The sequence below is a fragment of the Streptomyces sp. NPDC037100 genome (assembly GCF_055606225.1).
Map to the genome: position 1 here is coordinate 195,397 of NZ_JBVJSX010000003.1, position 20,337 is coordinate 215,733.

Annotated in this window: 13 protein-coding genes and 2 pseudogenes; 7 read left to right on the forward strand and 8 right to left on the reverse strand. The window is 69.0% G+C overall.

Annotated features, from left to right (window positions below):
- Positions 1–9: 9 nt before the first annotated feature.
- On the forward strand, positions 10–879 hold the full coding sequence (locus ACZ7EG_RS10975; RefSeq protein ID WP_471075382.1) for a Cof-type HAD-IIB family hydrolase: 870 nt from the start codon (positions 10–12) through the stop codon (positions 877–879).
- 19 nt (positions 880–898) lie between these two features.
- Here the strand turns inward: ACZ7EG_RS10975 and ACZ7EG_RS10980 are convergent, their stop codons facing one another.
- The 4 genes from ACZ7EG_RS10980 to ACZ7EG_RS10995 all read right to left on the reverse strand — a co-directional run bounded on the left by ACZ7EG_RS10980 (position 899) and on the right by ACZ7EG_RS10995 (position 8,129).
- The gene (locus ACZ7EG_RS10980) at positions 899–1,966 is read right to left on the reverse strand and encodes a M23 family metallopeptidase (RefSeq protein WP_471075386.1); all 1,068 of its coding nucleotides are present in this window, start codon (positions 1,964–1,966) and stop codon (positions 899–901) included.
- Between the two features lie 101 nt (positions 1,967–2,067).
- A complete protein-coding gene (gene cydD / locus ACZ7EG_RS10985; protein WP_471075389.1) occupies positions 2,068–5,583 on the reverse strand; it encodes a thiol reductant ABC exporter subunit CydD in 3,516 nt (1,171 codons plus the stop codon).
- 12 nt (positions 5,584–5,595) lie between these two features.
- Entirely contained in the window at positions 5,596–6,600 is a 1,005-nt protein-coding gene (gene cydB, locus ACZ7EG_RS10990; RefSeq protein ID WP_471075392.1) for a cytochrome d ubiquinol oxidase subunit II, read from the reverse strand.
- Between the two features lie 20 nt (positions 6,601–6,620).
- Positions 6,621–8,129 carry a cytochrome ubiquinol oxidase subunit I gene (locus ACZ7EG_RS10995; protein ID WP_471075395.1) on the reverse strand — a complete coding sequence of 503 codons (1,509 nt, stop codon included), beginning with the start codon at positions 8,127–8,129 and terminating at the stop codon, positions 6,621–6,623.
- 151 nt (positions 8,130–8,280) lie between these two features.
- Here ACZ7EG_RS10995 and ACZ7EG_RS11000 point away from each other — a divergent pair.
- A pseudogene (locus tag ACZ7EG_RS11000) lies at positions 8,281–8,743 on the forward strand (cyclophilin-like family protein).
- Positions 8,744–8,795: 52 nt separating this feature from the next.
- Here the strand turns inward: ACZ7EG_RS11000 and hisC are convergent.
- Positions 8,796–9,875, reverse strand: coding sequence for a histidinol-phosphate transaminase (gene hisC, locus ACZ7EG_RS11005; protein ID WP_471075398.1), 1,080 nt, complete (start codon positions 9,873–9,875; stop codon positions 8,796–8,798).
- Positions 9,876–10,307: 432 nt separating this feature from the next.
- Between hisC and ACZ7EG_RS11010 the strand changes: the two genes are divergently transcribed.
- The 3 genes from ACZ7EG_RS11010 to ACZ7EG_RS11020 all read left to right on the forward strand — a co-directional run bounded on the left by ACZ7EG_RS11010 (position 10,308) and on the right by ACZ7EG_RS11020 (position 13,832).
- Positions 10,308–11,420 (forward strand): LacI family DNA-binding transcriptional regulator, encoded by a 1,113-nt coding sequence (locus ACZ7EG_RS11010; protein WP_471075401.1) that lies wholly within the window; start codon positions 10,308–10,310, stop codon positions 11,418–11,420.
- 276 nt (positions 11,421–11,696) lie between these two features.
- Positions 11,697–12,785: a metallophosphoesterase gene (locus ACZ7EG_RS11015; protein WP_471075404.1), complete on the forward strand. Its 1,089-nt coding sequence runs from the start codon at positions 11,697–11,699 to the stop codon at positions 12,783–12,785.
- A gap of 183 nt (positions 12,786–12,968) precedes the next feature.
- Positions 12,969–13,832: a hypothetical protein gene (locus tag ACZ7EG_RS11020; protein WP_471075407.1), complete on the forward strand. Its 864-nt coding sequence runs from the start codon at positions 12,969–12,971 to the stop codon at positions 13,830–13,832.
- A gap of 113 nt (positions 13,833–13,945) precedes the next feature.
- Here the strand turns inward: ACZ7EG_RS11020 and ACZ7EG_RS11025 are convergent.
- Positions 13,946–14,065, reverse strand: a pseudogene (locus ACZ7EG_RS11025) (thiamine biosynthesis protein ThiC); the annotation flags it as partial.
- Here ACZ7EG_RS11025 and ACZ7EG_RS11030 point away from each other — a divergent pair.
- Entirely contained in the window at positions 14,042–14,704 is a 663-nt protein-coding gene (locus tag ACZ7EG_RS11030) for a protein kinase family protein (protein WP_471075410.1), read from the forward strand. The pseudogene ACZ7EG_RS11025 and the gene ACZ7EG_RS11030 sit on opposite strands and share 24 nt — an antisense overlap.
- Before the next feature lie 673 nt (positions 14,705–15,377).
- Here ACZ7EG_RS11030 and ACZ7EG_RS11035 read toward each other — a convergent pair.
- Complete coding sequence (locus ACZ7EG_RS11035; protein ID WP_471075413.1) at positions 15,378–16,088, reverse strand: hypothetical protein; 711 nt, start codon at positions 16,086–16,088, stop codon at positions 15,378–15,380.
- 317 nt (positions 16,089–16,405) lie between these two features.
- The gene (gene thiC / locus ACZ7EG_RS11040; protein ID WP_471075416.1) at positions 16,406–18,208 is read right to left on the reverse strand and encodes a phosphomethylpyrimidine synthase ThiC; all 1,803 of its coding nucleotides are present in this window, start codon (positions 18,206–18,208) and stop codon (positions 16,406–16,408) included.
- A 530-nt stretch (positions 18,209–18,738) separates the two neighbouring features.
- On the opposite strand from thiC, the gene ACZ7EG_RS11045 reads away from it, so the two are divergent.
- Positions 18,739–20,262 carry a YibE/F family protein gene (locus ACZ7EG_RS11045; RefSeq protein WP_471077042.1) on the forward strand — a complete coding sequence of 508 codons (1,524 nt, stop codon included), beginning with the start codon at positions 18,739–18,741 and terminating at the stop codon, positions 20,260–20,262.
- Positions 20,263–20,337: the final 75 nt, after the last annotated feature.

The window sequence follows — 20,337 nt, forward strand, 5'->3', positions numbered from 1 at the left end:
AATGGCCGGGTGACCTCAGCGACCCGACAGCCCGAGACCGCGGCCGAGACCCTCCCGCCGCGACTGATCGCCACCGACCTCGACGGCACTCTGCTGCGCGACGACAAGTCGGTGTCCCCGCGTACGGTCGCCGCGCTGGCCGCCGCCGAGGAGGCGGGCATCGAGGTCTTCTTCGTCACGGGCCGCCCGGCCCGCTGGATGGACGTCGTCAGCGACCATGTGCACGGCCACGGCCTGGCGATCTGCGGCAACGGCGCCGCCGTGGTCGACCTGCACGGCGGCCCCGGCGCCCACCGGTTCGTGAAGGTGCGGGAGCTGGCCCGGGAGAACGCCCTGGACGCCGTACGGCTGCTGCGCGACGCGGCGCCGGGCACCGTGTACGCGGTGGAGCAGACGTACGGCTTCTACCAGGAGCCGGCGTACCCGAAGCTGCACATGGAGATCCCCGACAGCCTCGCCCCGGCCGAGGAGCTGCTGGGACCGGACCACCGGGCCGCCGCGGAGCCGGTGCTGAAGATCCTCGCCTACCACCCCGAGATCGACCCCGACGCCTTCCTGACCCTGGCCCGCCTCGCCATCGGCGACCGCGCCAACGTCACGCGCTCCAGCCCCAGCGCGCTGCTGGAGATCAGCGGCCCCGGGGTGTCGAAGGCCAGCACCCTCGCCCTGTGCTGCGCCGAGCGCGGCATCTCGCACGAGCAGGTCGTCGCCTTCGGTGACATGCCGAACGACGTGGAGATGCTGACCTGGGCAGGCCGGGGGTACGCGATGGGCAACGCGCACCCCGACGTGATCGCCGCCGCCTCGGGGCGGACGGTGGCGAACAACGAGGACGGGGTGGCGGTCGTGATCGAGCAGTTGCTGACGGAACTGCCGTAGCCGCCGGAGCCGGGGTGTCTCAGAGGGACACCCCGCGCGTCGCCAGCCACGAGACCGGGTTCACCGACGAGCCCGACTCCGCTGTGATCCGGGCCTCGAAGTGCAGGTGCGGCCCGGTGGAGTTGCCCGTGGTGCCCGACTGGCCGATCCACTGTCCGGGGCTGACGTGCTCCCCCTGGCCGACCGCGAGAGAAGCGAGATGGGCGTACTGCGTGTAATAGCCGTCCGCGTGCTCGAGCACGACCTCCATGCCGAAGGCACCGCCGCAGGACACCCTCACCACCCGGCCCGCGCCCACGGCCCGCACCGGCGTGCCGATCGGCACTGCGAAATCCTGGCCGGTGTGCCGGTTCGACCACCGCTCACCGCCGCTGCCGTAGGACGCCGACAGCTCGTACGTCTCGACCGGCGCGACCCAGCCGCCCTCGGCGAGTCCCGTCTCCGGCTGGTCGAGCCGGACGGCTCCGCGACACGCCCCGGCGGCGACCGCGGCGTCCGCCTGCCCCTGGAGTTGTGAGCGCGCCGACTCCAGCTTCTGCTCGATGTCCGCCTTCAGGCCGGCGAGTTGGGTGTTGCGCCGCTCCAGCGCCTGCCACCGGTCGGCGGCCCTGGCCTCGTCCGTCGCCAGCCGTGCCTCGGCCCGCCGGTTCTTGGAGATCGCGTTGCTCACGGCGAGATCCGCCTGGGAGAAGGCGTGCTGACCTCGCATCAGGCTGTCGGGGCTGTCGGCGAGGAGCATGTGCGCTGCCACCGGCAGGCCACCGCTGCCGCGGTACTGCGCCCGGGCGATCCGGCCGAGGTCCTCGTGCAGAGCGGCGATGTGCCGCCGCTGCGCGTCCAGGAGTTCCTCCGCCCGCCGGACCTCGGCCCGCTGCTCCTCTGCCTCCTTGCGGCCGGCCTCGTACTGCTGCGTCGCCACCGCGGCCTCCTCGTACAGCCGCGCCACCTCGGCGCTGAGGCCGGTGTCCGCGCCGGTACCGGTGCCGCTGCCGGGCTCCTCGGGCGCTGCCGTCGGCCGGGCCGCGAGTACGGTCAGCGCGCACAGCAGGACCGGAACCAGCAGCCGAAGGCGGCGATATGAGCGCATGTCAGCGATCGTCGCCCAGCACTGCGTATCCGGTCCTGTTCAGGTCGCACGGCTGGGGGACCGGCTGCGCCGAACGGCCCAGTCCACACCGTTCCCGGCCGCTACCGCGCTCCCACCAGTGACTCCGTGGCCGCTTCCCGCTCCGCCATCTCCCGCAGCGGCCCCTCCACTGCCAGCAGGTCCGCATACCGGCCGCGCTGCACGGCCCGCCCCCGGTCCAGCACGATCACCTCGTCGACCGCTTCGAGGCCCGCCAGCCGGTGGGTGATGAGCAGCGTGGTCCGCCCTTCGGTGACGGCCAGCAGATCGGTGGTGAGCGCGTCGGCCGTCGCCAGGTCGAGGTGCTCGGCGGGCTCGTCCAGCACCAGGACGGGGAAGTCGGCGAGAAGTGCCCGGGCCAGCGCCAACCGCTGCCGCTGGCCTCCCGACAGCCGCGCCCCGTGCTCGCCGACGAGCGTGTCCGGACCGTCGGGCAGGCTGTCCGCCCACTCCAGCAGCCGGGCGCGGCCCAGCGCGGCACGCAGCTGCTCCTCGGTGGCGTCCTTCCTGGCGAGCAGCAGGTTCTCGCGCAGCGAGCTGTCGAAGAGATGCGCGTCCTGCGCACACAGCCCGACGAGCTTCCGCACGTCGTCACCGTGGAGCGCGTACGCGTCCACACCCCCGAGGGTGTACGACCCCGCCTCCGCGTCGAGGAACCGCAGCAGCACCTGTGCCAGCGTGGTCTTGCCGGAGCCGGAGGGTCCGACCACGGCGATCCGGCGCCCCTCCTCGAGGGTCAGGTCGAGCCCATCGAGTGCCTCCCGCTCCTGCCCGGTGTGCCGGGCGGTCAGCCCCCTGACGACGACCGGGAACGGCGACGCGGGCGCCTGCCGGGGCCGCTCCGGCTCCCGCACGGGCTCCGGGGCGTCCAGCACCTCGTACACCCGCTCCGCGCTGCGGCGCACGCGCTGCCGGTACCGCACGGCGAGCGGCATCCCGAGCACGGCCTCGAAGGCGGCGAGCGGAGTGAGGACGACAACGGCCATGGCCACGCCGTCGAGCCGCCCGGCGGCGACCGCCTGCGCGCCCGCCAGCGCCGCGACCGTGACGGTCAGCCCTGAGATCAACGCCGTGAGACCGTCACCCAGAGCCGTGGCCGTGGCGGCCCGCGCGGCGATCCGTGTCAGCGCCCCGTCGGCCTCGCGGGTCTGGGCGGTCCGCGCGGGCAGCGCACCGGTGACGGTCAGTTCCGCGGTGCCGGTGAGCAGATCGGCCACCCGCGTCGCGAGCACCCCACGGGCGGGCGCCAGTTTGTGTTCGGCCCGACGGGCCACCGCGCCGGTGATCAGCGGCACACCGACCCCCGCCGCCAGAAGCCCGGCCGCGAGCACCGCCCCGGCCTCGGGCAGCAGCCACGCGGTGAAGCCGATGGACGCGGCCGACACGACCAGGGCCGCCCCGGCCGGCAACAGCCACCGCAGCCAGTAGTCCTGCAGCGCGTCCACGTCCGCGACCAGCCGGGAGAGCAGATCGCCCCGGCGGACCCGGAGCAGTCCGGCCGGTGCCAGCCGCTCCAGCCTGCGGAACACCGCCACCCGGGTGTCCGCCAGCATCCGCAGCACGGCGTCGTGCGACACCAGCCGCTCGGCGTACCGGAACACGGCCCGCCCGATCCCGAACGCCCGCGTCGCGGTGACGGCCATCATCAGATACAGCACGGGCGGCTGCTGCGAGGCTCGCGAGATCAGCCACCCCGAGGTGGCCATGAGACCCACCGCACTCCCCAGGGCGAGACTCCCGAGCAGCAGCGCGAGTCCCAGCCGCCCGCGCCGGGCACCGGACATTCCGCGGACGCGCATGAGGACACCGCCCCGAGCCGACCGCCCGACGGACTCGGCCGGGGCGGGCGGCTCGACCTCGGCGATCCGGGTGCCGGCCGACCGGGTCACGGCAGACGCCAAAGGCAGGGCGGCGGCGGTCCCGGGCTCCGCCGGCCGCGCCGCCCGGTCCGTGCCCTCCAGCCGCACCACCCGGTCCGCGACGTCCAGCAGCGCCGGCCGGTGCACCACCAGCAGGACCGTCCGGCCGGCCGCGAGCCGCCGCACCGCCGCGACGACCTCGGCCTCGGTGGCCCCGTCCAGCCCCGCCGTCGGCTCGTCGAGCAGCAGCACGGGCCGGTCGGCGAGGAACGCGCGGGCCAGTGCGAGGCGCTGCCGCTGCCCGGCTGACAGCCCGGCGCCGTCCTCGCCGAGCACGGTCTCCACGCCCTCGGGCAGGGCGTCGACGAACTCCAGCGCCCCGGCATCCCGCAGCGCCCACCGTACGGAGTCGTCGTCGGCGCCGGGCCGCGCCAGCCGTACGTTCTCGGCGATCGTCCCGGCGTAGAGATGCGGCCGCTGCGGCACCCACGCGATCCGGGAGCGCCACTGCTCCAGGTCGGCGTCGACGAGGTCGACACCCCCGACCCGCACCTGTCCCTCGGCCGGTCGCACGAACCCCAGCAGGACGCTCAGCAGCGTCGACTTGCCGGCGCCGCTCGGCCCCACCAGCGCGACCGTCTCCCCGGGCTCGACGCCGAAGGACACGTTCGAGACGGCGTCCGCCGACCGCCCCGGGTACCGGACGGTGACACCCTCGAACGACAGCGCACCCTCCGGAACGGCCTTTGATCCGGACGCCGGTACGGGCGTCTCCAGGACCTCGAAGATCTCCTCGGCGGCGGCGAGCCCCTCCGCCGCCGCGTGGTACTGCGCCCCGACCTGCCGCAACGGCAGATACGCCTCGGGCGCGAGGATCAGGATGACCAGACCGATGTACAGGTCCATCTCGCCGTGCACCAGCCGCATGCCGATCGTCACGGCGACCAGTGCCACCGAGATCGTCGCGAGCAGTTCCAGGGCGAACGAGGAGATGAAGGCGATCCGCAGCGTCCGCATGGTCGCCCGGCGGTACTCACCGGTGATGCGCCGGATCGACTCGGCCTGCGCCTTGGCCCGTCCGAAGACCTTCAGCGTCGAAAGGCCCGCAACGACGTCCAGGAAGTGCCCGGACAGCCGCGACAGCAGCCGCCACTGACGGTCCATCCGGGACTGGGTGGCCCAGCCGATCAGCACCATGAAGACCGGGATGAGCGGCAGGGTGCCCACGATGATGGCCGCGGAGACCCAGTCCTCGGTGACGATCCGCGCCAGCACCGCCACCGGCACGACCACCGCGAGACCCAACTGCGGCAGATAGCGCGAGAAGTAGTCGTCGAGGGCGTCGACGCCCCGGGTGGCCAGGGCGACCAGCGAACCGGTCCGCTGCCCGCCCAGCCGACCCGGTCCCAGCTCGACTGCACGCGCCAGCAACCGCCCCCGCAGCTCGGACTTCACGGCCGCGCTCGCCCGGTGCGCGGCGAGCTCGGTGAGCCATCCGACCAGCGCCCGGCCGACCGCGACGGCCGCCAGCAGCAGCAGGGGCGTGCCGAGTTCGGACACCGCCATGCGGTGCTGGAACGCGCCGACCACCACCTCGGCGATGAGCATCGCCTGAGCGATGACCAACCCCGCGCCCACCGCCCCCAGGGCGACGACCGCCACGAGGAAGACACGGGTGGCGCGGGCGTACCGGAGCAGACGCGGATCGATCGGTTTCACGTGAAACACACCTCAGTGCGCGGTCTCGGCGATGTGCTGCGTACCGATCCGCTTGCGGAACACCCAGTACGTCCAGCCCTGGTAGAGCAGGACGACCGGCGTGGCGATCCCGGCACACCAGGTCATGATCTTCAGTGTGTACGGGCTGGACGAGGCATTGGTGACCGTGAGGCTCCAGTCCGGGTTCAGCGTCGACGGCATGACGTTCGGGAAGAGCGTCAGGAAGAGCATGGCCACCGTGGCCACGATGGTGAGCCCCGACAGTGCGAACGCCCAGCCCTCACGCCCGGCCCGTGCCGCGACCAGGGCCACGAGGAGCGACGCCACGGCCATGACCATCGCCACGAGGGACGGACCGTCGCCCCGGTCGGCCTGCGTCCACAACAGGAAGGCGAGCGCCAGCAGGGCGGTCACCGATCCGACGCGCAGCGCCAGCTTCCGCGCCCGCTCGCGAATCTCCCCGACGGTCTTGAGCCCGACGAACACCGTCCCGTGGAAGGTGAACAGCGACAGCGTGACCAGTCCGCCGAGCAGCGCGTACGGGTTGAGCAGGTCCAGGACGCCACCGGCGTAGTTGAAGTCCTGGTCGATCTTCACGCCCCGCACGATGTTGCCGAAGGCCACGCCCCACAGGAACGCGGGCAGCAGCGAGGCCCAGAAGATCGCGGTCTCCCAGTTGCGCTGCCAGTTCTCCTCGGGCCGCTTCACCCGGTACTCGAAGGCCACACCCCGGACGATCAGACAGACCAGGATGAGCAGCAGCGGCAGGTAGAAGCCGGAGAAGAGCGTGGCGTACCACTCGGGGAAGGCGGCGAAGGTCGCGCCTCCCGCCGAGAGCAGCCACACCTCGTTGCCGTCCCAGACGGGGCCGATCGTGTTGATCAGTACCCGCTTCTCGGGCCGGTTCCGGGCGAGCAGCTTCGTGAGAACCCCGACCCCGAAGTCGAAGCCCTCCAGGAAGAAGTAGCCGGTCCACAGGACGGCGATCAGAACGAACCAGACGTCGTGCAGTTCCATGACTGTGCAGCTCCCTCGGCCTAGTACGAGAAGGCCATCGGCTTGTCGGCGTCACGGGAGTCGCCGCCGATCTTCGTGGGCGGGTTGAGGTCGGCCTCGGTGAGCTCCGGCGGGCCCGCCTTGACGTACTTGACCAGCAGCTTGACCTCGACGACGGCGAGGATCGCGTACAGCGTGGTGAAGACGACCATGGAGGTGATGACCTCGGCCTGCGACACACCGGGGGAGACCGCGTCGCGCGTCTGGAACAGGCCGTAGACGACCCACGGCTGACGGCCCATCTCGGTGAAGATCCAGCCCCAGGAGCTGGCGATCAGCGGGAAGCCCAGGGTGAGGATCGCGATGCGCCAGTACCACTTGGTGAGGGTCGGGCCGAGCGCCTTCTTCGGCAGCAGGACGAGATGCGGCACCTCGTCGTCGCCCACCCGCAGGTGCCGCGGCAGCATGAACTTCTTGCGGGTCAGCCACAGCCCGGCCAGACCGATGGCGAACGACGTCATGCCGAAGCCGATCATCCACCGGAAGCCCCAGTAGGCGACGGGGATGTTGGGCCGGTAGTCGCCGGGCCCGTACTTCTCCTGCTCGGCCTTGTTGACGTCGTTGATGCCGGGCACGTACGAGGTGAAGTCGTCCTTCGCGAGGAAGGACAGGAGGCCGGGGACCTCGATGGCGACCTTGTTGTGCCCCTTGTCGACGTCGCCGACGGCGAAGACCGAGAAGGGAGCCGGCTTCTCGCCGTCCCACAGCGCCTCGGCCGCGGCCATCTTCATCGGCTGCTGCTGGTACATGATCTTGCCGAGCACGTCACCGCTGATCGCGGTGAGGAGACCGCCGATGACGACGGTGACCAGGCCCAGCCGGAGCGAGGTCTTCATCACAGGGACGTGCTTCTTGCGGACCAGGTGGAAGGCGGCGATGCCGACCATGAAGGCGCCGCCGGTCAGGAACGCCGCGGTGAGCGTGTGGAAGACCTGGGCGAGCGCGGTGTTCTGGGTCAGCACGAGCCAGAAGTCGGTGAGCTCGGCCCGGCCCTTCGCCTCGTTGATCCGGTAGCCGACCGGGTGCTGCATCCAGGAGTTGGCCGCGAGGATGAAGTAGGCCGACAGGATCGTGCCGATGGAGACCATCCATATGCAGGCCAGGTGGATCTTCTTCGGCAGCTTGTCCCAGCCGAAGATCCACAGGCCGATGAAGGTGGACTCGAAGAAGAACGCGATCAGTGCCTCGAAGGCGAGCGGCGCACCGAAGACGTCACCGACGAAGCGCGAGTAGTCGGACCAGTTCATGCCGAACTGGAACTCCTGCACGATGCCGGTGACCACACCCATCGCGATGTTGATCAGGAAGAGCTTGCCCCAGAACTTGGTCGCCCGGAGGTACTTCTCCTTCTCCGTCCGCACCCACGCCGTCTGCAGACCGGCCGTGAGCGCGGCCAGGGAGATCGTCAGGGGGACGAACAGAAAGTGGTAGACGGTGGTGATTCCGAACTGCCATCGCGCCAGGGTCTCCGGCGCCAAAGCCAGGTCCACGTCGCCGCTCCTTACATACGCTTGTGAAAGCGTTCACATTCACAAGCCATTATGCAGCACGGGCTTTCGAGCATCTTGAGGGGGTCCCTGTCTCCCCCATCACAGTCCGCGACCCCTGGCTCGAACTTCAACACATTGTTGAATCGGCGGCATGCAGATACCGCTACAGATACGGATCTGCCGACCCGCGGGTCATCTCACCGCGTCACTTGACGACACTCCGACCAGCCAGGCTCCCACCAAGGCGCCTGCCGCGCGCGGCCCGCGTGCGAGGGCGGACGCGGTGACCGCGGCCGGGCCCAGGACGACGGTCACTGCCGCTCGTCTCCACGGCCCGCACCTGGGGCACGGAGGTGTACGGAGGTGTACTTCGACACGGGGGTGTCGGTTTCACGTGAAACAGCCACCCGAGAGGTCGTCGAGCCGGGCACCGTCGCCTTCTGGACCGACGGCGATGCCCTCGCCCTCCCCTACGGACCCACTCCGATCTCACGGGCGATGAGTGCCGCCTCGCCGGCCCGTGCAATGTCCCGGGCCGCGTCCACGGCGACCCCGGGCTGCTCGCGACCGTGCGGGACGGAGATCCCCTCCGCGTGGAACTCGTGGACGCCTGACCAGGCTGGCGGAGAGTTGCCGCTCCTTGCCGCCTGGCGGGCGCACGAAGCCCTACTGCTCCTTGCGGAACCCTTCCGACACCTTCAGGAAGATGTCGTTCGCCTCGACCTCCCCCACCGTCACCCGCACACCCTCGCCCGGGAACGGCCGGATCACCACACCCGCCTGCTCGCAGGCCTGCGCGAACGCGACCGTGTGCTCCCCCAGTCGCAGCCACACGAAGTTGGCCTGGGTCTCGGGCACCGTCCAGCCCTGCGAGCGCAGCCCCTCGACCACGCGCGTGCGCTCACACACCAGCGAGCCGACCCGGCCGAGCAGTTCGTCCTCGGCCCGCAGTGAGGCGATCGCCGCCTCCTGCGCGAGCTGGCTCACGCCGAACGGCACCGCCGTCTTGCGCAGCGCCGCGGCCACCGGCTCATGGGCGATGGCGAAACCGACGCGCAGGCCGGCCAGGCCGTAGGCCTTGGAGAAGGTCCGCAGGACACAGACGTTGGGCCGGTCCCGGTAGATCTCGACGCCGTCCGGCACCTCCGGGTCGCGGATGAACTCGCGGTACGCCTCGTCGAGGACCACCAGTACATCGCGCGGGACCCGGTCGAGGAAGCGCTCCAGCTCCGCTCGCCGCACCACCGTGCCGGTCGGGTTGTTGGGGTTGCAGACGAAGATCAGCCGGGTCCGATCAGTGATCGCGTCGGCCATCGCGTCGAGGTCGTGCACATCCCCGGGCGTCAGCGGCACCTGGACCGACGTCGCGCCGCTGATCTGCGTGATGATCGGGTACGCCTCGAAAGAGCGCCAGGCGTAGATCACCTCGTCACCGGGGCCTGCGGTCGCCTGGATCAGCTGCTGGGCGACACCGACCGAGCCGGTGCCGGTGGCCAGGTGGGCCAGAGGCACCCCGAACCGCTCGGACAGCTCGTTCATCAGCCCTGTACAGGCCATGTCCGGGTAGCGGTTGAAGTTGCAGGCCGCCGCCGTCACGGTCTCCATCACGCCCGGCAGCGGCGGATAGGGGTTCTCGTTGGAGGACAGCTTGTAGGCCACCGGACCACCTGCCGCGGCGGGCTTGCCCGGCTTGTAGGTGGGGATCCCCTCCAGCTCGGCGCGCAGCTTGGGGCTCGTCTCGCTCACCGCAGTCCTCCTCGTGAAGACCGGCGGCCCAGGACCGCCGCCGACATCCAATACTCCTCACCTTATGAGGATTCGGCGCCGCTGCGTATAGCCACGACCAAGCGGCCGGCCCCGCCCTCCCCCCGTCCCACCGGCATCTGGGGCATCACCGCACCAAGGCGTACGAACCCGGGGGCGCGCCGTACATATATCTATGCGCCGGTGGTGCACTCCGTGGCGCGCATCCCCCGTGCAGGTGAGTTGAGACCTCTTCGCAACCTCGGCCAGTTGGCAGGCACGTGCGCTCCGACAGGACACGTACTGTAAAGAAAGCGCTCAACACCCATGACTTCCAAGGCAATTGGGCTTAATTGATCATGCAGAAACGTGCCTGTCAACGCGTGCATATGCGTCCGCACTACCCCACGGCATGAGCCCTACTATCGGCTCGCCATGACAGCAGCAGGGAAGCACCAGGTGAGCCGCGCGGAAACCTCACGACGAGGCAGTCGGCCGAGTCGGGCCGGCATCAGAGACGTGGCCGCCGCCGCCGGAGTCTCCATCACGACCGTCTCCGACGCCCTCAACGGCAAGGGGCGACTCCCGGACGCCACCCGGCGCCATGTCCGGGAAGTCGCCGACCGCCTGGGCTACCGGCCCTCGGCCGCCGCCCGGACCCTCCGTACCGGCAAGTCGGGCCTCATCGGCCTGACCGTGACCACATACGGGGATGAACCTTTCACCTTCACGGAGTTCGCGTACTTCGCCGAGATGGCACGAGCCGCCACCTCCGCCGCGCTCGCCCGCGGCTACGCGCTCGTCATCCTGCCCGCGACCTCCCGCCACGACGTGTGGTCGAACGTCGCCCTGGACGGCACAGTCGTCATCGACCCCTCCGACCAGGACCCGGTCGTCAGCGAGCTGGTCCGGCAGGGTCTGCCGGTGGTCTCCGACGGCCGCCCGGCCGGTGCGCTGCCGGTCACGGCCTGGGTCGACAACGACCACGAGGCCGCCGTCCTCGGCATCCTCGACCACCTGGCCGATGCCGGCGCCCGCCGCATCGGCCTGCTGACCGGCACGACGACGGACACCTACACCCACCTGTCGACCACCGCTTACCTGCGCTGGTGCGAGCGCGTCGGCCAGGATCCGGTGTACGAGGCCTATCCCGCGCACGATCCGTGCGCGGGCGCCGTCGCCGCCGACCGGCTCCTCGCCCGGCCCGACCGGCCCGACGCGGTCTACGGACTGTTCGACCCGAACGGCACCGACCTGCTCGCCGCCGCCCGCCGCTACGGTCTGCGCGTCCCCGACGACCTGCTGCTGGTCTGCTGCAGCGAGTCCACGGTGTACGCCAACACCGAGCCGCCCATCACCACGCTCTCCCTGAAACCCCGCCGCATCGGCACAGCGGTGGTGCAGCTCCTCATCGACGCCATCGAGGGGGTGGAATCCGACCACCCGGTGGAGCAGGTGATACCGACGGAGCTGATCGTGCGCACCTCGTCCCAGCGACGCCCGCCGCGCACGACGGTCAGCCCTCCGCGATCATCCGAGGACACGTAGCTCCCGCACGAGCAAGAGGAAGGTCGCCCTCCTGGGGAGAAACAGGGCCGGTCCCCCGGAGAGAAGGGATCGTTCTCGCGAAGAGAAGAAGAGCGCGGGCGGTCACACGGTGGTCAAAGCCCGGCCCAATCGGGGCGAAAGCCGCAGTGAACTGGACTCTTGCTCTGATTCACCACCCCTGGGTCATCACATGGCGCGATCCGCATTCCTATGATGGGCCCACGACACCCGCGGGCCGCTACGACCAGGCAGTCCGATGCGGTGCAATGCGGCGCGATGGTGGAGGGGTCGATGACTCAGGGGGCCGGTCAGGGACCCGAGGTGGAGCGCACGGCGACGTTGCGCGACTTCCGGGTGCCCGCGTACGTCCACGAGGCCGGTCCGTACGTCCACAGCGTTCACCCCGGCGAGGTCGCCCCGCCGCCCGAGGAGGCCTACCCCGAGGGATACACGCCGACCCAGCGCGACCTTCCCGTCGTGAACCGGGGTGACACTGTTCAGGTGACCGTGGATCCCGAGACCGCCGCCCCGCAGTCCACCTCCGGGCAGGGCCCGCTGTACGTCGTGGGTGACGTGCACGGCTACCTCGACCAGCTGGTGTCGGCCCTCCAGGAGAAGGGCCTGCTCGACGCGGCCGGCAGCTGGTGCGCGGGCACCGCCCGGCTGTGGTTCCTCGGCGACTTCACCGACCGCGGCCCGGACGGCATCGGCGTCATCGACCTGGTGATGCGGCTGTCCGCCGAGGCCGCCGCGGCCGGCGGCTACTGCAAGGCGCTCATGGGCAACCACGAACTGCTGCTGCTGGGTGCGAAGCGATTCGGCGACACCCCCGTCAACTCCGGCGCGGGCACCGCCACCTTCCAGGCGGCCTGGCTGCTCAACGGCGGCCAGAAGACCGACATGGACCGCCTCCAGGACCACCACCTGCAGTGGATGTCCCGCCTGGACGCCGTCGAGGAGGTCGACGGCCACCTCCTCGTCCACTCCGACACCACCGCCTACCTGGACTACGGCCGCTCCATCGAAGAAGTCAACGACACCGTCCGCGAGACGATCACCCGCAACGACGCGGACGAGGTCTGGGACCTGTTCCGCAAGTTCACCAAGCGGTTCTCCTTCCGCGACGAGGGCGGCGCGGACGCCGTACGCACGCTGCTCGATACGTACGGGGGCAACCGCATCGTTCACGGGCACAGCCCGATCCCCTATCTGCTGGGCGAGGTCGGCTCCGAGGACGACGAGGACGACCGCGACCCCGTGATCGAGGGACCGCACGTCTACGCCGGCGGACTCGCCATCGCGATGGACGGCGGCGTGACCATGGCCGGAAAACTGCTGGTCCAGCAACTGCCGCTGGATACGTGAACGTTCACCGGGCAGGCGTTCCCGGCCGGAGAACCGGGCCGGTGAGGGGTCAATTTCGGTAAACCCCCTGTCACCGCATACCGTCACCGCTCTACCATCGGCTTATCCGTAGCAGGCTCCCCTCCGTTTCTGCCCGACGGCTCGTCAGCATGCCGAGCCCCAAGCCCTACGGAGCATCGGGGGATGCACATGAACAGCGTTCCGCAGCACCTGCTGAGCGAGGACCGCCAGGAATACGAGCGGATCCTCGATGAGGCGCTGCGCTCCGCACCACACCGTCCGGAACTGGCCGCTGTCGGACAGCGGCTCAACCCCGAACAGCTGCGCACCATGGCGCTGAGCGCCACCGCGCTCATCACGGCGGCCGCCTCGACCGAGTACCAGCACTACGTCAAGGTCCGCGACGAACTGCGTCAGCCGGCATCGGCCGGCTCACCGGTGCGCGGCTCCAACTCCTCGGAGCCGGGCACGGGCGCGTCGGGGCTGGCCGCCACTGTGGGAGGGGTCGCCGAGACCACCGGCGCGGGCGCCGTCGCCGTCGTCGCCGTCCTCGCACCCGTCCTGGCCGGCACCGCCGCGGCGATCTTCCTGCTCGTCGGCTACATCCTGCGGATGCTCGACCCCGAGCAGGGGTTCGCCCGGACCATGCTCACCACGGGCTGGGTGTTCGGTGCCGTCACCGCGGTCGCGATCCTCGTCGCCGCGGTGGGGCTGCTGCTCACCGCTCTGCGCAACAAGCCCACGGCCGAGGGCGGGCCGTTCGGCGAACTGCAGGGCGAGGTGGCCCAGGCCAAGGAGGCCTGGCACGAGGCCCTGCTGGAACGCGGCATCCTGCCCTTCCTGCGGGAGGCACTCGCCGACCCCGGCGCGGCCGCCGCGCTGCACCACACGCCCTCGTCCACTCCGGTCAGCCGCATGCCGCACCTCGGCTACGGCCGCCCGGGGTTCACCAGCCCGGACGACGGCGACCGCGGCTCACGCCCCAGCTTCAGCAGCCCGGACTACACCAGCCCGGACTTCGGAGGACCGGAGCACCAGCCGGAGTAACCGTCGGATCCCCTCCGGGCACCCCGCCCTCCACGGACGGCGAGACCCGGGCGGCTCCTCGCACGGCACCTCCCACAGGCCGGGGCCCGTCGGCCCCGGCCTGCGCGCGGCGGTCAGTCCGCGATGGGCAGGTACACGCGGTTCCCGCTCGCCGCGAACTCCTTCGACTTCAGGGCCATGCCCTCCTCGACCTCGGTCCGTGTTCCGCCGTGTTCAAATTTGCAGTCAAGCGAGCCAAGAAGGACCTGAGTGAACGAGATCTCCATCGCTTTCGGCAGGAGTTCAACATACTCAAGCGCCTGAGTTTTCCCTACGTTGTCCAGGTCTACCAGTACGACGAGACTGGCCACGAATATAAGATGGAATTTTGCGAGGATACCCTTCGCACCTATATCAAGCGGCGCAATAGCACACTACGGTTTGCGTCACGGAAGCGCATTGCTCTTCAATTTTTGTATGGTATCAATTACATCCACAACGAGAACTTACTCCATCGCGACATTAGCCTCCAGAATGTCCTTGTAAAAACGTTCGCTGGCGGAGCAGTTCTGGTGAAGCTCTCGGACTTCGGTCTAGTTAAAGACAAGAAGTCCGAATATACTCGAACTAAGACGGAGATGCGCGGCACGATTCGCGACCCATTGCTTTCCAGCTTCAAGGAATATGACATACGCAACGAGATCTATGCGGTTGGGCACGTACTTTCTTATGTATTCAGCGGCAGAGAGGCGCTGATGTCCGGAACGGAAGCAGCAAGCCGGATCGTCCGAAAATGCACAGCGCACGATCTTGCCGATAGATATCAGAACGTGCTTGAGCTCATCAATGAGGTTGAGAAGCTTGACGCGACCCCAACCGATGCGCCTGCTTGACGAGATCCAGGTCGTCACCAAGGGGTTCGCAGCGGACCAGATGGGAGTGGCCATACTCGCCGTCGGGCGTAACGCCAGTGGAGTACTAGCCTGTCTACGTCGGCAACATCGACGTGGGTGCGAGCGTGGACTGCGGGGCGTTCCGGTAAACACCGGGACGCCCCGCAGTTACACTCGCGCCGCTACTGTCCGGCTGTAAGGGACCAGCGGACTGTTGAGGGAGCCGCAATCTTAATAGAAGACGAATCGCGGTCGCGTTTCAGGTCTATTTGATTATAAGTGGTGCTGGCTTTCCCTTCGGCGCATTCCAAGGGGAAGGTTATGTCCTGGGGCGTCAGCGAGACGGTCAGGGTTCCCTTTCCCTCGCATGTCACCATGACGGCCAGCGGATCCCCGGCAACAAGCTTCTCTACGGGCAGAGTGCTGTTTCCCAAGCGGTTCTCTGCCTGAGCAAGCACATGCCCATCAGGGAGCTTCGGCGCTTTCGACGCAGACCCGCTTGATGCAGGTTCTTCACGACTCGTTGTCTCAGGGCCCGGGCTTCGCGTCGTGGAAGAGGTCGATGACTGCGCGCTCGTCGGTTTTTCCTCCGAGCATCCCCCTGCGCCTGCGGCGATCAGAATGATGCCCGCGAGCGAAACCACTCGACGTCGGTTTCGGCGTGCGGCCAGCCCTAGCGCTCCCATACGTGCCAACCCACGTACCAGGGCGTGTAACTGGTGACGGTCTTCTTCGCGGACGTCTGGCAGTTGCTGTAGATCGTGTAGCTGGTGCCGGTGTTCTTCATGCGCCATACCCCGTACTTGCCGAAGGAGGTTTTCTTCGGGGGCGTCTTGACCTCGATCCAGTTTCCGATCTTGGCGTTCATCTTCAGGGAGAGCTCGACACCGTACTTCGCCTCGATCTCGCCGACCATGGCCTTCACGGACGTCTTGAGCTCACCGCTGATGGCCACGCCTGCTTCTCCGCCTGCCTCGGCGATGAACTTCGAGGTGGCAGTGCGAGAACCCTGGTTGTAGTTGGACTGGGTAGGTCCGATTCCCTTGATCTTCCTCCCCTTGTTCCCTGTGGGTCGGTAGACGTTCTTTGTCGGCCCGCAGTACTCCGCAGGGGGAACTCCGGTAGGAGGCTTTCCTCCCGGGAGCGGCTCCTCCGGAACATCAGGCGTCTTGTCGACGTCCCCCGCCGGGATCTCCGTTACGTCCTCTTCCTCAGGTGTCGGCGGCCCTGGCTGGAGAACCGTGTCATCGGCCGGCGTGCTTGCCTGGCTGGTTTCGGTACCCGTCGGCAGAGGGTTATCGGCACATGCCTGGGTGGTCAGCCCGGCCAGCATTGCCATGGTCGCGGCGGAGACTGCGAAGCCTCTCCTCGCGGTGATGCGCACGTATGTACCCCGTTTCAAGTATCGCTCCGTCTGAGCGCTTGACTGGGTGTGATCCTATGATCACCACGCCGCTTATGTGACCGGCCAGTAGGAATGTTGAGCGAAACATGAGGTTGCGGGTCTCCGAGCGCGATGGTTGGCCAAGGCTGCAGCACAGGCGTTCCGAGCACTGGGGGGTCATGCAGCGCCGACTACAGCGCTGCACTTGCGGCCAGTAGTACACGGTGTCAGCGTGGGCCGGAACCAAGCTGCGGTTCCGGCCCGTCGCTTCGCAGTGGTAGTACTTCCCGCGAGTCGTTGACTCCAGCGCTTCAGGCTCAGTCGGCGATCGGCAGGTACACCCGATTGCCCGCCTCGGCGAACTCCTTCGACTTCTGGAGCATCCCCTCAGCGATCTCCTCCGACGAGGCCCCCTCAGCCGCCGCACCGCCGAACCGCTCTGTGATGCTTTGGCTAATCTTCATGCTGCAGAACTTGGGACCGCACATCGAGCAGAAGTGAGCCGTCTTGGCGGGCTCCGCGGGCAGGGTCTCGTCATGGAACTCCCGTGCCGTGTCCGGGTCGAGGGCCAGGTTGAACTGGTCCTCCCACCGGAACTCGAAACGAGCGTCCGACAGCGCGTCGTCCCACTCCTGTGCACCCGGGTGGCCCTTGGCGAGGTCGGCTGCGTGGGCGGCGATCTTGTAGGTGATGACGCCGGTCTTGACGTCGTCACGGTTCGGCAGGCCCAAGTGCTCCTTGGGCGTCACGTAGCACAGCATCGCCGTGCCCCACCAGGCGATCATCGCGGCACCGATGCCGGAGGTGATGTGGTCGTACGCCGGGGCGACGTCCGTGGTCAGCGGGCCGAGCGTATAGAACGGAGCTTCATCGCAGATCTCCTGCTGAAGGTCGATGTTCTCCTTGATCTTGTGCATCGGGACGTGGCCCGGGCCCTCGATCATGGTCTGGACATTGAAACGCTTCGCGATCCGGTTGAGTTCCCCGAGTGTGCGCAACTCCGCGAACTGCGCCTCGTCATTGGCGTCCGCGATCGAACCGGGCCTGAGGCCGTCCCCGAGCGAGTACGTGACGTCGTACGCTGCGAGGATCTCGCACAGCTCCTCGAAGTTCTCGTACAGGAACGACTCCTTGTGGTGCGCGAGGCACCAGGCAGCCATGATCGAGCCGCCGCGGGAGACGATGCCGGTCTTGCGGTTCGCCGTGAGCGGCACGTACGGCAGGCGCACACCCGCGTGGACCGTCATGTAGTCCACGCCCTGTTCGGCCTGTTCGATGACCGTGTCCTTGTAGATCTCCCAGGTCAGCTCCTCGGCCCGGCCGTCGACCTTCTCCAGGGCCTGGTAGAGCGGCACGGTGCCGATGGGCACGGGGGAGTTGCGCAGCACCCACTCACGCGTGGTGTGGATGTTGCGACCGGTGGACAGGTCCATGACCGTGTCGGCGCCCCAACGGGTCGCCCAGGTCATCTTCTCGACCTCCTCCTCGATGGAGGAGGTCACCGCCGAGTTGCCGATGTTGGCGTTGACTTTCACCAGGAATCGCTTGCCGATGATCATCGGCTCGATCTCCGGGTGGTTGACGTTGGCCGGCAGCACGGCCCGACCTGCGGCGATCTCGTCGCGGACCACCTCGGGCGAGACGTTCTCCCGGATGGCCACGTACTCCATCTCGGGCGTGATCTCGCCGCGGCGGGCGTACGCGAGTTGGGTGACTGCCACTCCGTCCCTGCCGCGGCGCGGCTGGCGGGGCCGGCCGGGGAAGACCGCGTCCAGGTTGCGGAGACCGCCACGGGGCGAGGTGTGCTTGATGCCGTCGTCCTCGGGACGGACGGGGCGGCCCGCGTACTCCTCGGTGTCGCCGCGGGCGATGATCCAGTTCTCGCGCAGCGGTGACAGACCCCTGCGGACGTCGGTGTCGACGAGTGGATCGGTGTAGGGGCCTGACGTGTCGTACAGCGTGACCGACCGGCCGTTGGTGAGGTGCACCTGGCGGACCGGCACGCGCAGGTCGGGGCGGCTGCCCTCGATGTACGCCTTGTGCCAGCCGATGGACTTCCCGGCCTCCTCGGACGTCTCGTCCTGAACGGAGGCAGGCGTGCGTGCGTCCTTGTTGGTCATGAGACCTACTCCCTACGCCGGCATTACCCGGTAACAGGTTCGGCGGTCGACGCAGCCGTTTCCGTCCGGCGATGCTTCGTGTGAAACATCACTCGACTCCGGCGATGTTTCATGTGAAACATCGCTGGGACGGAGGTCAGCGCCCTCTCAGCCCGGTGCTCCGAGCTCCCGCGTGTACAAAAGGTGCCCCCACGCTAGCGGGGATTCTGGCGCGGTGAACAGAGGGCCCCCCTCGTTCTTGCGATGATCGGGCGGTGACCACGACGCAGCGTCCCTCCTTCCCACCGCCCGAGCCGCCCCGCGGATCCGGCGCCGGAAACGGCAACGGCCGTGGTGACGGCCATGATTTCGCCGCCGGAGCCGGGCAGGGACCGGCCAGAGGACAGGGACCGGCCAGAGGGCAGAGCCCTGAACTCGGGTACGGGCAGGACACGGAGTTCGGCCCTGGGGACCGTGGTGAGTACGGCCCGGGCTCCGGCGGCGGCCGACGCACCGGTTCTCCGGGCGGTCATGCCGACCGCGGTGTTCCCATCGGCGGGCAGGGCCCCGGACATGGCACCGGTGGTGGGTATGGATCAGGGCCCACCGGAGGTGGCGGGCACGGACACGGCGGAGGCGACGGGCACGGTCCCGGCGGAGGCGACGGGCACGGTCCCGGCGGAGGCGACGGGCACGGCCGCGGTCCCGGCGGAGGCAGCGGACAGGGCCACGGTCAGGGCGGTGGCGACGGGCACGGCCCCGGTTCCGGATCGGGTGGCGGGCACGGGCATTCTCACAGTCACGGTCCGGCCACGCCTGTCTCCCTGCATCTGCGCAAGGTCATCGCGGCGATTTTGATCCCGTTCGCCGCTGCCGTGCTGGTCGGCCTCGCCGTGCTGTGGCCGGGGGGCGCTCCGGCGCACGAGCGCACCGGCGTCGGTTTCGACCGGCAGACGCAGGACGCCACCGTCACCAAGGTGGTCGAGGTGAGCTGCAAGGAGGCCGGCGCTTCGGGCGTGCCGCCGACCGGTGACACCTCCACGGCCGAGGGTTCCTCCGCGGTGCAGGAGGAGAAGGGCACCTGCAAGCGGGCGACCATCCGGGTCGACAGCGGCGACGACAAGGGCCGTACGTTCACCGAGATCGTCCAGCCCGACCAGTCCCGCCAGCTGCACGAGGGTCAGGAGGTCGTGGTCGCCTACGAGCCCTCGGCGCCGAAGGACCTGCAGTACTCGGTCACCGACATCAACCGCCGTCTGCCCATGGCGCTGCTCGCGGGCATCTTCGCCCTGGCCGTGGTGGCCGTCGGGCGGATGCGGGGTGTCATGGCGCTGGTCGCCCTGGCCATCAGCTTCATGGTGCTGAACTTCTTCATCCTGCCCGCGATCCTGCAGGGCTCCAACCCGCTGGTCGTGGCGGTGGTCGGCGCCAGCGCCATCATGCTCATCGCCCTGTACCTGTGTCACGGCCCGTCCGCCCGGACATCCGTGGCGGTGCTCGGCACCCTCATCTCACTGCTGCTGATCGGCATCCTCGGCTCGGTGTTCATCGACTGGGCCGCCCTGACCGGGAACACCGACGACAACACCGGGTTGATCCACGGCCTCTACCCGACGATCGACATGAGCGGTCTGCTGCTGGCCGGCGTCATCATCGGCTCGCTCGGCGTACTCGACGACGTGACGGTCACGCAGACCTCGGCGGTCTGGGAGCTGCACGAGGCCAACCCGTCGATGGGCTGGCGGGGGCTTTACCGCGCGGGCATCAGGATCGGCCGCGACCACATCGCCTCGGTCGTCAACACCCTCGTCCTCGCCTACGCGGGTGCCGCGCTGCCCCTGCTGCTGCTGTTCTCCATCGCGCAGAGCAGTGTGGGGACGGTCGCCAACAGCGAGCTGGTCGCGGAGGAGATCGTGCGCACGCTGGTCGGTTCGATCGGCCTGGTCGCCTCGGTGCCGGTCACCACCGCCCTGGCGGCGCTCATGGTCTCGGCCGACCGCCCCGGCACGGAACCCGCCCCGGAGGCCTCCGCGGTTCCGGCGCGCGGGGGAAGGGGCAGGCGCCGCAAGCGCTGACGCCTGACAGCCCGAGGCGTCTCGCCCGGCTGGAGGAAGGACGTAGGGCGATCGCGGGAAGAAGCGTTCCTGTAC